Annotated in this window: 9 protein-coding genes and 1 pseudogene; 3 read left to right on the top strand and 7 right to left on the bottom strand. The window is 65.3% G+C overall.

The window, feature by feature from the left end:
• Positions 1-3: 3 nt before the first annotated feature.
• From ACVIW0_RS19960 to ACVIW0_RS19980, 5 genes are all read right to left on the bottom strand, one after another.
• A complete protein-coding gene (locus ACVIW0_RS19960; protein WP_461353865.1) occupies positions 4-825 on the bottom strand; it encodes a segregation and condensation protein A in 822 nt (273 codons plus the stop codon).
• Positions 822-1,844 carry a beta-N-acetylhexosaminidase gene (nagZ, locus tag ACVIW0_RS19965; protein WP_461353866.1) on the bottom strand — a complete coding sequence of 341 codons (1,023 nt, stop codon included), beginning with the start codon at positions 1,842-1,844 and terminating at the stop codon, positions 822-824. Before nagZ ends, ACVIW0_RS19960 begins: the two co-directional genes overlap by 4 nt.
• A gap of 46 nt (positions 1,845-1,890) precedes the next feature.
• On the bottom strand, positions 1,891-3,375 hold the full coding sequence (locus ACVIW0_RS19970) for an SPOR domain-containing protein (RefSeq protein ID WP_461353867.1): 1,485 nt from the start codon (positions 3,373-3,375) through the stop codon (positions 1,891-1,893).
• Positions 3,376-3,493: 118 nt separating this feature from the next.
• Positions 3,494-5,290, bottom strand: coding sequence for an arginine--tRNA ligase (gene argS, locus ACVIW0_RS19975; RefSeq protein WP_461353868.1), 1,797 nt, complete (start codon positions 5,288-5,290; stop codon positions 3,494-3,496).
• A 9-nt stretch (positions 5,291-5,299) separates the two neighbouring features.
• A complete protein-coding gene (locus ACVIW0_RS19980) occupies positions 5,300-6,508 on the bottom strand; it encodes a deoxyguanosinetriphosphate triphosphohydrolase (protein ID WP_461353869.1) in 1,209 nt (402 codons plus the stop codon).
• 139 nt (positions 6,509-6,647) lie between these two features.
• Here ACVIW0_RS19980 and erpA point away from each other — a divergent pair, with 139 nt between their 5' ends.
• Positions 6,648-6,977: an iron-sulfur cluster insertion protein ErpA gene (gene erpA, locus ACVIW0_RS19985; protein ID WP_021081206.1), complete on the top strand. Its 330-nt coding sequence runs from the start codon at positions 6,648-6,650 to the stop codon at positions 6,975-6,977.
• Positions 6,978-7,039: 62 nt separating this feature from the next.
• On the opposite strand, the gene ACVIW0_RS19990 is transcribed toward erpA, so the two are convergent.
• Both ACVIW0_RS19990 and ACVIW0_RS19995 read right to left on the bottom strand, forming a co-directional pair.
• Positions 7,040-10,168: an efflux RND transporter permease subunit gene (locus ACVIW0_RS19990; RefSeq protein WP_461353870.1), complete on the bottom strand. Its 3,129-nt coding sequence runs from the start codon at positions 10,166-10,168 to the stop codon at positions 7,040-7,042.
• A 3-nt stretch (positions 10,169-10,171) separates the two neighbouring features.
• Positions 10,172-11,306, bottom strand: a pseudogene (locus tag ACVIW0_RS19995) (efflux RND transporter periplasmic adaptor subunit).
• A 226-nt stretch (positions 11,307-11,532) separates the two neighbouring features.
• On the opposite strand from ACVIW0_RS19995, the gene ACVIW0_RS20000 reads away from it, so the two are divergent.
• Together ACVIW0_RS20000 and xth are read left to right on the top strand one after the other, a co-directional pair.
• Positions 11,533-11,991 (top strand): GNAT family N-acetyltransferase, encoded by a 459-nt coding sequence (locus ACVIW0_RS20000; RefSeq protein WP_461353871.1) that lies wholly within the window; start codon positions 11,533-11,535, stop codon positions 11,989-11,991.
• A gap of 10 nt (positions 11,992-12,001) precedes the next feature.
• A complete protein-coding gene (xth, locus tag ACVIW0_RS20005) occupies positions 12,002-12,802 on the top strand; it encodes an exodeoxyribonuclease III (protein ID WP_461353872.1) in 801 nt (266 codons plus the stop codon).
• The last annotated feature ends 13 nt before the right edge of the window (positions 12,803-12,815 follow it).

The raw sequence follows: 12,815 nt of genomic DNA on the forward strand, positions 1-12,815 counted from the left end.
CACTCACTCAACCGACAGGTCCGGCGCGGCCATTGCGGCCTGCGCTTGACGCTTTCGGAAATAGATCGGCGCGAACGCCTGCTTCTGGTTGATTTCCATCTCGCCTTCGCGAACCAGCTCGAGGGCTGCGGCGAAGCTCGACGCGAACACCGTCGCCTTCTGGGTCGGATCGGCGACGTAATTCATCAGGTACTCGTCGAGGCAGCTCCAGTCCTCGGCGATACCGACCAGCCGCTCCAGCGAGGCGCGCGCCTCGGCCAGCGACCACACGGTACGCTTCTGCAAATGCACCGTGGTCAGCACGCGCGACTGACGCTGCGTGGCATAGGCCGACAGCAGGTCGTACAGCGTCGCAGTGAACTTCGGATGCTTGATCTCGGCGATCGATTCCGGATTGCCGCGCGGAAAGATATCGCGCTGGAACTGCGGCCGGTTCATCAGCCGGTTGGCCGCCTCGCGGATCGCCTCCAGACGGCGCAGCCGGTTGGCGAGCGCGGTGGCCATTTCCTCGGCGCTCGGCCCCTCCGCGCTCGGCGGTTCGGGCAACAGCAGCCGCGACTTCAGGAACGCAAGCCAAGCGGCCATCACCAGATAGTCGGCGGCGAGCTCGAGGCGAATCTTGCGCGCCGCCTCGATGAACGAAAGATATTGGTCGGCGAGCGCCAGGATCGAGATCTTCGACAGGTCGACCTTCTGCTGCCGCGCCAGCGTGAGCAGCAGGTCGAGCGGGCCTTCATAGCCCTCGACGTCGACCACCAGCGCCGGTTCGCCATCCGCGAGCTCGGCCGGCCGCCCGGTCTCAAACGATAGAATTTCAGCGGTCATGCCGTCCCTACCCGATCCAACAACGCATCCAGTTCAGCCCGCGCCGCCTGCCGGTCGAGCGGCTGGGGCTGCTTCCGCGCAGCGAGCGCCGCCCTGGCGCGCTCGAGCGCCTTGCCGGCCAATTCCGGCGTCTCCCGTGCGACCTCGCGCATCTCGTCGATATTGCCGTTGCAGTGCAGGATCACGTCGCAACCGGCGGTGACGATGGCGCGGGTCCGTTCGGCAATCGATCCGGCCAGCGCATTCATCGACACGTCATCACTCATCAACAAACCCTGAAACCCGATCAGGCCGCGAATCACCTGTTCGATGATTGTCGCAGAAGTCGTCGCCGGATGGACGGGGTCCAGCGCGCTAAACACAACATGTGCAGTCATGGCCATCGGCAGGTCCGCCAGCGGCTGGAACGCAGCGAAATCGGTCCGTTCCAGCTCGGCTTTGGCAGTATCGACCGTCGGAAGCCGGAAATGACTGTCTGCGGTGGCCCGGCCATGGCCGGGAATATGCTTGAGAACCGGCAGCACCCCGCCCTGTTCCAGCCCGTCGGTGACCGCGCGAGCGATCGCAGCGACCTTGCCTGGTTCGGTTCCATAGGCCCGGTTGCCGATCACCGCATCGGCGCCGGCCACCGGAACGTCGGCCAGAGGCAGGCAGTCGACGGTGATTCCGAGGTCGATCAGATCGGCCGCGATCAGCCGTGAACTGAGCCGGGCCGCCGCAAGGCCGAGCTTGGGGTCGATGTCGTAGAGCGCGCTGAAGCTCGCGCCAGGCGGATAGACGGGCCAGTGCGGCGGTCCGAGGCGCTGCACCCGCCCGCCTTCCTGGTCGATCAGGACCGGGGCATCGGCCTGTCCTGTGATGGACCTGAGTTCCCCAACAAGAGCGGCCACTTGGGCAGGACTCTCGATGTTCCGTTTGAACAGGATGAAGCCCCATGGCCGCTCGGCGCGAATGAATTCGCGTTCGGCGTCAGTGAGGGTCAGTCCGGATACGCCCGTGATGAATGCGCGGTTCGTCATTCGGCCGATTAGGCCGCATGCAGCTCACGGGTCAAGGAAACCGCCTTTAATTTCTTTGGATGAGGCACTGCGGCCCACCAGCCGACATCAGGTTCTTGCAGACTTGGCTCGCCTCTTCCGATGACCCGAACGGTCCGGCGAAAGCGCGGTAATAGACGCCTTTCTCGCCGAGATCGACGCGTTTGACCACCAAAGGCTGCGAACCGAGCACGTTGCGGTATTTGCCTTGCAGCGTCCGGTATGACGCCTGTGCGTCCGCCTCGTTCTTCTGCGACGACACCTGGACCAGATATCCACCACCGCCACCGACCGAAGCGGTCGAGGTCGATGCCACCCGGGTCGGAGGCGCGGCCGGCGCCGCATCGGCCTGACCGGGGGTCAGCGACATCGGCGCGTTCACGCTGGCATTGGCCGCCGAAGGATTGCCGCGCGATACCGGCGGCTTCGCCGCGGCCGCCGGCTTGGTGGCCGGTGCCGCCGCGGCCGGCGCGCCATCAGGCGTCTCGCCCTTGACCGCGAGGGTGCGGATCTTGCGCGGCTCGCTGTTCGACAAGGTCCCGTTCGCCGTGACCGGTGCCGGCGCCGGCTGTGCCGTCTGCACGCTCGCGGCCGGCGGCGGATTGGCGTTCGTGTTCAGCGGCGGGAACACCACGCGCGGTCCGGCGGCCTTCGAATTGACGTCGACCGGGGTCTCTTCACGTGACACGATCTTCTCGGTGCCATCGCCCGTCGCCATCCGGTCCGGCGTCTTGGCCGGCGCATCGGCCTGGGCCGGGATCACCTTGGTCGGCGTGTTGTCAGCCTTGATGATCGGCGGCTCGCCGGTGCGGGGCGAACCGACATAGTTGCGATAGGCGAGCGCGCCGCCGGTGCCCACCACCGCAAGCGCCACGACCGCTGCAACCGTCATCAAGCCGCTGCTGCGCTTGCGCGGCTCGGGCTCTTCGTCATACGCCTCATAGGCGTAGGGATCGTCCGGATAAGCCGGATCGCGCTGCAAATCCTGTTCGCCGGCTTCGAGCTGGCCGTACAGCGCGTCGTCATAGCGCGCCGGATCCTGGGTCTGACCACCATAGTGCGGCTCGTCGTCAAACGCCTCGGGCTGCCGCGGGGCCTCGACCGGCCGATAGGCAGGCTCGGCTGGCTGATAGGTCGCGACCGGCTCGGGTGCAGGCTGCGGCTGCTGGGCCGCCGCATAGCGATGCAACGGATGCACCGGCTTCGGCAGATCATCCGGCTCGGGCTCGTCGTATTCGGCCTGCTGCACTGGCGGCGGAACGGCCGCCTCCTGCCGCGCGCGCTGCATCCAGGACGGCGGGCCCGCGGGCGGCGTATCGTCCTCGTCCGCCTGCGGCTCATACTGCTGCGGCCGCGCATTGGCGCGCGATTGCAGCGGACGCGGCGGCGGCTTGGTGGCGGCGCCGAATGGATCCGTCTGGCCGATCAACCGTGCCAGTTCGGCAAGCGGATCGCTGTCGGCCTTGGGAGCCGTGTCGGCGGGAAAATGTCGGTCCTGATATCGATCAGCCATTGTGATGATGCATCCCCTTCGGGAAAGCGCCAAGATCGCCGGCACAGCCGGTCCGAACGAGTTGGCCCCTGCCAGATGCCCTCACAAATCCCCACTCGTGAGAGCCTAATGCCCCTGCCTACCGCATCTCGGTCGGAGCGTGGACGCCTAGAACAGCTAAGCCCGATGCCAGAACCGAGACGACGCCCTGAACCATTGCCAGTCGCGCCCTCGTGATCTCTGCATCATTATTGATAATGAAGCGTAAATAGGGCAAATCGCGCCCCTTGGTCCACAGCGCATGAAATTCACTGGCCAAATCATAGAGATAAAAAGCGATTCGGTGCGGCTCATGGGCAATGGCCGCAGCCTCAATCATCCGTGGATAAAGCGCAAGTCGCTTGAGCAGGTCAAGCTCGGCCGGGTCCGTTAGCCGCTCCACCGTAGCACTACGGAGATAGGCCAACCGAGCCTCGTCGGTCTCGGGCAGGTCCGGAACCGCCTCCTCTCGCGCGTTGCGGAAGATCGAATGGCCGCGGGCGTGGCCGTACTGAACGTAGAAGACGGCGTTGTCCTTTGACTGCTCGATCACCTTGGCGAGGTCGAAATCGAGCACCGCATCGTTCTTGCGGAACAGCATCATGAACCGGACGGCGTCGGAGCCGACCTCGTCGACCACCTCGCGCAACGTGACGAAATCGCCGGAACGTTTCGACATCTTCACCGGCTCGCCGTCGCGCAGCAGCTTGACGAGCTGCACGATCTTGACGTCGAGCACGGCCTTGCCTGCGGTCACCGCCTTCACCGCCGCCTGCATGCGCTTGATGTAGCCGCCGTGATCGGCGCCGAACACGTCGATCAGATTGGTGAAGCCACGCTCGAACTTGTTGCGGTGGTTGGCGATGTCGGATGCGAAATAGGTGTATGAGCCGTCCGACTTGATCAGCGGACGATCGACGTCGTCGCCATACGCAGTGGCGCGGAACAGCGACTGCTCGCGGTCCTCGTAATCCTCGACCGGCTTGCCCTTCGGCGGCGGCAGGCGACCTTGATAGATGTCGCCCTTAGCGCGCAGGAAATCGATGGTCTCGGCGACCTTGTTGTTGCCTGACGTGATCAGCGAGCGCTCGGAGAAGAACACGTCGTGATGAATGTTGAGCGCGGCAAGATCGCCCTTGATCATCTCCATCATCATTGCGATCGACTTGTCGCGCACGACCGGCAACCATTCGGCGTCCTTCATGTCGAGCAGCTTGTCGCCGTATTCCCTGGCCAGCGCCTGCCCGACCGGCACCAGATAATCGCCGGGATAAAGCCCTTCCGGGATCGCGCCGATATCCTGCCCCAACGCTTCGCGGTAACGCAGGAACGCCGAGCGCGCGAGCACGTCGACCTGGGCGCCGGCGTCGTTGATGTAATATTCGCGGCAGACGTCGAAGCCGGCGAATTGCAGCAGGCTGCACAGCGCATCGCCAAACACGGCGCCGCGGCAGTGGCCGACATGCATCGGCCCGGTCGGGTTGGCCGAGACGTATTCGACATTGACCTTCTCGGCCCGGCCGACGTCGCTGCGTCCGAAGGCGGAGCCGGCGGCGAGCACGGCGCGCAGCGCGTCCGCCCAGACCTGCGGCTTCAAGGTCAAATTGATGAAGCCCGGACCTGCGACATCGACGGAAGCCACCAGCGCATCGGCGCGCAGCCTTTCGGCGATCTTGTCGGCGAGCTCGCGCGGCTTGGCCTTGGCATCCTTGGCGAGCACCATCGCGGCATTGGTCGCCATGTCGCCGTGGCTGGCATCGCGCGGCGGCTCGACCACGACGCGCGTGAGGTCGATGCCCGCGGGCCAGTTGTCCTCGGCTGCGACGGCGGCACAGATCGCGTGCACGCGCGTCAGCATGTCGGCAAAAAGGTGTGGTGAAGCAGTGGTGTCGGCCATGGCAGGGCGCTAACGCAAATCCGGGGTCGAGTCAAAAAGCCTTTGGTGCTCGATCAGGGCGAAACGGTCGGTCATCCCGGCAATGAAATTGCCGATCCGCCTGTTCCTCGCGCTGGCGGTCTCCTGCACGCTGCCCTCGATCCATTCCGCCGGCAGGTCGCCGGGCGATTGCCGGTAGCGGTCGAACAGATTGCGGACCACCTGCTCCGCCTCCCGCATGACCAGCATCACCCGCGGATGGCGATACATCCGCCGGAACAGGAACGCCTTGATCGCCGCCTCCTGCTCGGCCACTTCAGGCGGAAACGCGATCAGCGGCGCAGTGTGGCGACGGACATCCTGGGCCGATTGCGGCTGCGCGGCCGCCAGACGCCGGCTCGCCTCGTTGAATACGGCGCTGATGAAATGTGAGATTAGCTCACGCACCAGTTCGGCGCCGCGCCGGACCTCGTCGAGATCAGGGTAATGGCGGTCGATCTCGGCGACGATCTCCGCGGTCAGCGGCATTTCCTTGAGATCGTCGACCGCGAACAGGCCGGCGCGCAGGCCGTCGTCGATATCGTGGGCGTCGTAGGCGATGTCGTCGGCGAAGGCCGCGATCTGCGCCTCGAGCGAGGCATAGCTCCAGAGCTCGAGGTCGTATGTCTTGTTGTATTCGGCGATCCCGACCGGAATGCCGCTTTGCAGATAGCGGCCGGTCGGCGCGCCGTTGCGCTCGGTGAGCGGGCCGTTGTGCTTGACGATCCCCTCGAGCGATTCCCAGGTCAGGTTCAGCCCGCCGAACTCGGGATAGCGATGCTCCAGCGAGGTGACGACCCGCAGCGCCTGGGCGTTGTGATCGAAGCCGCCATCATCTTTCAGGCAGTCGTCGAGCGCCCGCTCCCCGGCATGGCCGAAGGGCGGATGGCCAAGGTCATGCGCTAAGGCCAGCGTCTCGGTCAGGTCCTCGTCGACCCCGAGCTGGCGCGCCAGCGCGCGGGCGATCTGCGCGACCTCCAGCGAATGGGTCAGCCTGGTGCGGTAATGATCGCCCTCATGGAAGACGAACACCTGGGTCTTGTGCTTGAGGCGGCGGAAGGCGGTGGAATGGATCACCCGGTCGCAGTCGCGCCGGAACGGGCTGCGGGTCCGGCTCGGCGGCTCGGTGACCAGCCGGCCACGGCTGCGGTCGGGGTCGCAGGCATAAGGCGCACGGGGGGCAGCCATTCCGACCGACACTGTATTTTAGTCCTTATCCATTTGATTCCATGGTCCGACGCACTTAACTATGTCTGAGACGGCGGACCAAATGAATTGGGCATGACGCCGGGCGCGATCCGATTAGATAGCGCCGAGAATTGGGTTTTGGAGACCGACCATGACTGCTGCCATCACTGTCAGCGAACGGGCTGCCCGCCGGATCGGGCAGATCCTCAGCAAGGAAGGCGACGGCGCCAAGCTGCGCATTTCCGTCGAGGGCGGCGGCTGCTCCGGTTTCCAGTACAAATTCGACGTCGAGCGCACCCAGGCCGATGACGACCTCGTGATCGAGCGCGACAGCGCCGTGGTGCTGATCGATCCCGCCTCGGTCCCGTTCCTAGCGGGCTCGGAAGTCGACTTCGTCGACGATTTGATCGGCGCCTCGTTCCGCGTCGTCAACCCGAACGCCACCGCCTCCTGCGGCTGCGGCACCAGCTTCTCGATCTAACGCAAACTCATCTGACGCCGCTTCGCGGGGCGAACCGGTCACCGGTTGGCCGGACGCGTACGCTATTCCGCGGCAACCACCTGCGGCCGCGCGACGTCACCACCCGCGTCCGGCTGCGGATCGAGTTTGCGCCGCAGCCTGCGGTCGATGCGGTCGAGATAGACGTAGATCACCGGCGTGATGAACAGCGTCAGCAATTGCGACACGCAGAGGCCGCCGACCACCGCGACGCCGAGCGGCTGACGTAGTTCGGCCCCGGCACCCGCGCCGAGCGCGATCGGCAGCGTGCCGAAGATCGCCGCGAACGTCGTCATCATGATCGGGCGGAAGCGCAGCAGCGCCGCCTCGCGGATCGCGTGCTCCGCGCTCAGCCCAACGCGGCGGCGCTCCAGCGCGAAGTCGACCATCATAATCGCGTTCTTCTTGACGATGCCGACCAGCATCACGATACCGATCATCGCGATCACCGACAGCTCCATCCCGAACAGCATCAGCGTCAGGATCGCGCCGATGCCGGCCGACGGCAGGCCGGAGATGATGGTGATCGGGTGGATGAAGCTCTCATAGAGGATGCCGAGGATCACGAAGGCCGCGAACACCGCGGCGAGGATCAGCACGCCCTGCCCGCGCAGCGAATCCTGGAACACCTGCGCCGTCCCGGAGAATCCTGTCGCGATCGTCGGCGGCAAATTCGCGCTCTGCTCGAGCTCTGTGATCTTGTCGACTGCGTAGCCGAGCGAATTGCCGGGCGCGAGATTGAACGAGATCGTCACCGCCGGCTGCTGGCCCTGGTGGTTGATCTGCAGCGGTCCGACCGATGGCACCAGCCGCGCTACCGCGTCCAGCGGAATGGTCTGGCCGTTCGCGGTCTTCATGTAGAGTTTCGAGAGATCGGACGGATCGACACGGAACTGCGGCTGCGCCTCCAGGATGATCTGGTAGTCGTTCGACGGCATGTAGATGGTGCCGACCTGCCGCGCGCCGTAGGCGTTGTAGAGCTGGTTGCGGACCTGATCGACGGTGACGCCGTAGACCGCCGCCTTCTCGCGGTCGATGTCGACTGTCATCTGCGGGTTCTTGATGTAGAGGTCGGTGGTGACGTCGAGCAGGCCGGGAATCTTCTCGATCTTGTCGCGCAGCTCCGGCGCCAGCCGGTACAGCGACTCGGTGTCGCCGCTCTGCATCACATATTGATACTGGCTCTTGGAGATGCGGCCGCCGATACTGAGGTTCTGCACGCTCTGGAAGAACGCCTGCATGCCCGGGATCTCGCGCGCCTTCTGACGCAGCCGACCGATCACGACGGTGGCGTTGTCGCGGGTCTTCTGCGGCTTCAGCGCGATGAACAGTCGGCCGTAATTGGTGGTCGGATTGGGACCACCGGAGCCGACGGTGGAATTGACGTAGTCGACCGCCGGATCGGTCCGCATCACCTCGACCAGCGCCTGCTGGCGCACCCTCATCGCCTCGAACGAGGTGTCGGTCGCGGCTTCGGTCACGCCGATCAGGAAGCCGGTATCCTCCTGCGGGAAGAACCCCTTCGGCACGATCATGTAGAGATAGATGGTGCCGCCGAGCGTCGCCAGCGTCACCACCAGCATCAGCGCCTTCTTGGCCAGCACCCAGTCCAGCGCCCACTCATAAGCGCGCAGCCAGGCCTCGAACATCGCCTCGAACACGCGCAGCACGATGTTGGGCCGTTTGGTCGCGTCATGGGCGCGCAGCACGCGGGCGCACAGCATCGGCGTCAGGGTCAGCGACACGAAGCCGGAGACGATGATCGCGACCGAGATCGTCACGGCGAATTCGCGGAACACGCGGCCGACGATGCCACCCATCAGGAGCACCGGAATGAACACGGCGATCAGCGAGAAGGTGATCGAGATGATGGTGAAGCCGATCTCGCGGGCGCCTTTCAGCGCCGCCTCGAACGGCTTCATGCCGTGCTCGACGTGGCGGACGATGTTCTCCAGCATGACGATGGCGTCGTCGACCACGAAGCCGACCGAGAGCGTCAGCGCCAGCAGTGTCATGTTGTTGATCGAGTAATCCAGCGCGTACATGACCGCGCAGGTGCCGAACAGCGAGATCGGCACCGCCAGCGCCGGGATGAAGGTCGCGGACGCCGAGCGCAGGAACAGGAAGATCACCAGGATCACCAGGGCGACCGCGATCAGCAGGGTCTCCTCGACGTCGCTGACCGCCTGCCGGATCGAGACCGAGCGGTCCATCATCACCTGCATGGTGACCGAGGGCGGGATCGCGGCGCGCAGCGACGGCAGTTTGGCGAGAACGGCATCGACCACGGCCACCGTGTTGGCGTCGGGCTGCTTCTGGATCGCGAGCACGATCGCCCGCTCGTCGTTCATCCAGGTCGCGATCTTGTCGTTCTCGACGCTGTCATAGACCTTGGCGATCTCGTCGAGGCGGACCGGCGAGCCGTTGCGCCAGGCCACGTAGATCTGGCGGTAGTCGGCCGCCTTGTCCATCTGGCCGGAGGCCTGCAGCGCGACGTCCTGCTTGGGGCCGTTCAGCGTGCCGACCGGGGTCGAGGAATTGGCGCGCGACACCGCGGCGCGGATGTCCTCCATCGACACGCCGCGGGCGGCCGCGGCCTCCGGATCGGCCTGGACCCGGATCGCGAATTTTTGCGTGCCGTAGATCAAGACCTGCGCGACCCCCGGCAGCTGCGACAGCGCCTGCCCGATCGTGATGTCACCGTATTCATTGACCGCCGAGAGCGGCAGCGTCGCCGAGCCCAGCGAGACGAACAGCACCGGGAAATCCGCCGGGTTCACCTTGCGGAAGCTCGGCGGGATCGTCATCTCGATCGGCAGCCGGCGCTGCGCGATCGTCAATGCGGTCTGCACGTCGAGCGCGGCGGCGTCGATGTTGCGGTTGAGGTCGAACTGGATGGTGATGACGCTCGTGCCCTGCGACGAGTTCGAGTTCATCGACGAGATGCCGGCGATGGTCGAGAGCTGGCGCTCGATGATCCCGGCGACCGAGGCCGCCATGGTGTCGGCGCTAGCGCCGGGCAAGGTCGCAGTGACCGCAATGGTCGGGAAATCCACCTTAGGCAGCGCCGAGACCGGCAGCAGGCGGAAGCCGAACACGCCGAAGGCGATGATCGACGCCGTGATCAGCATCGTCATGACCGGGCGGCGGATGCAGAGCTCGGACAGCGTCATCGGTCAGGCTCCGGCCTTGCGTGCCCGGAGCTCGACCCGCGAACCCTCCGACAGCAAGAGCTGGCCGTCGACGACGACGCTTTCATCGCCCGCCAGTCCGTCAGAAATGACCGATGAGCCCTGGAAGGTGCGGTCGACCTTGACCGGCTGGACCCTGGCGACTCCGTCCTTCACGACGAACACGAAATTGCCATTCTGGCTGCGCTGAACGGCGACCGTGGGCACCACGACGGCATCCTCGCTGCGGATGATCAGCTTGGTCTGCACAATGGTGCCAGGCCACAGCGTCTCGCTTGTGTTGCTCATGATGCCGCGCACGGTGACCATGCCGGTGGTCGCATCGACGGCGTTCTCGACCATCGCCACCTTGCCGCTCTCGGAGCGCTGATGGCCGGGAATGGTCGCGATCACCTTCGGATCGGCCTTCCCCATCGCATCACGCAGATCGACCAGCGCCCGCTGCGGGATCGCGAAGGTGACATAGACCGGCGCCATCTGGTTGATGACCGCGAGCGGCTGGGTGTCGGCGGGGCGCACGAAGTTCCCGACCTTGACGTTGGCGGCGCTGATCCGTCCCGCGAACGGTGCGCGGATCACGGTGTAGCTCTTCTGGACGCGGAGGTTTTCCAGCGCGAACCGGTCGGCCTTGATGGTGCCGATCAGGACATCGGACTGGGTCTTGGCGTTGTCGAGATTGACCTGGGTGGTGGCGCCCTTGCCGACCAGCTCGGTGTAGCGGCGGAGGTCGCGCTGCGCGCCCTCGAGCTGGGCCTGGTCGCGGGGCCAGCACGCCCTCGGCCTGCTCGATCTGGGCGTCGATCTGCCGCGCGTCGAGCATGAACAGCAGATCGCCTTCATTGACCTTGGCGCCGTCCTCGAAATGCACCGAAACGATGGTGGTCTCCAGCCGCGATTTCAGCGCCACGCTGGAGATCGGCGTGACCTGTCCAATCGCGTCGACATCGACCGGCACCGATTTGCGCTCGGCCATGGCGAGATCCACCGAGACCACGCGCGGCCGCGGGGTCCCCTGCGCGGTGGCGGCGTTGCCACCCATCCAAGAAGCGCGGGTCAGGTAAGCCGTCCCGGCGGCAATGCCGAGCACGGCGATCGTCAGGACCAAATTGCGTTTTTTCATATGCTTTGCACGTGCGCTGCCGGCTCCCTTGAAGGCCGGAACGCGTCGTCACTCCCCCCTCGGCAATTGTTGCGCCTTGTTTCTGGAGAGGGTTAGCACAGGCGGACTGCCCATGGTATGCCACCTAAGTAAAATCGTGCGGCCTTTGGTCCGGTCCCCGACGTGCGCATCGGCGGGAATTCGGGCATACCATGTCGCCCCGTCGAACTGTTCGAATCCCGACCACATGTCCGCCTCCGTCCTTATCTGCGCCTGGGAAGAAGCCCGCGAGCAGTCCCGTGCAATCCGCACCAGCGTCTTTGTCGAGGAACAGGGCGTGCCGGTCGAACTGGAATGGGACGACATGGACGCCGCGAGCTGGCATGCGCTGGCGTTTGCTGAGGACGGCGCGCCCGTGGCCACCGGTCGGCTGCTGCCGGACGGTCACATCGGCCGCATGGCCGTGCTCAAAACGGCACGCGGCATAGGTGTGGGCGCGCGAGTGCTGGACGCGTTGATGGCCAAGGCCGCCGAACTCGGCTATCCGGAACTGATCCTGAACGCGCAAACGCACGCCGAGCCGTTCTACGCGCGGGTCGGTTTCGAGCGGGTCGGCTTGGAATTCGAGGAGGCCGGCATCCCACACATCGAGATGCGGAAACGTGTGGTCGGAGCGGGGCGCCCGGTCGCGCGCCCGATGAAATGAAGGATGTCCGATGGCAGTTCGTGTCGCTACGTGGAACGTCAACTCGGTCCGGCAACGGATCGAGCTTCTGGTCGCCTGGCTGAAGGAGTGTTCCCCCGACATTGTCTGCCTGCAGGAAATTAAATGCGTCGACGACGCGTTTCCCCGGCTCGAGGTCGAGGCGCTCGGCTATAATGTCGTCACCCACGGCCAGAAAACCTTCAACGGCGTCGCGCTGCTCTCCAAGCTGCCGTTCGACGAGACCAAGTCCGGCCTCGCCGGCGACGACGAGGATGCCCATGCCCGCTTCCTCGAAGGCGTCGTGACGCTGAAGCAGGGCGTGGTGCGGGTGGCGTGTCTTTATTTGCCCAATGGCAACCCCGCGAATACCGACAAATATCCCTACAAGCTCAAATGGATGTCGCGGCTTCTTGAGTACACGCGGGAACGGCTTAAGGCCGAGGAGCCGCTGATCCTGGCCGGCGACTTCAACGTCATTCCGGCGGCTCGCGACGTCTACAATCCGGTCGCCTGGGCCGATGACGCCCTGTTCCGCCCGCAGACCCGCGAGGCCTTCCAGTCGCTGCTCGGCCTCGGCCTCACCGATGCGCTGCGGGCGGTCAATGACGAGCCTGGCCAGTACACCTTCTGGGACTACCAGGCCGGCGCCTGGCAGAAGAACTGGGGCCTGCGCATCGACCACCTGTTGCTATCGTCGCAGGCGAGCGACCGGCTGATCGAAGTCGGCATCGACAGCTATGTCCGCGCCTGGGAGAAGCCGTCCGATCATGTCCCGGTGTGGGCCGATCTCGATTTCGAGGCCGCCGCCTGAGCCGATCGGCCGC

This window comes from Bradyrhizobium sp. USDA 4454 (assembly GCF_054822705.1).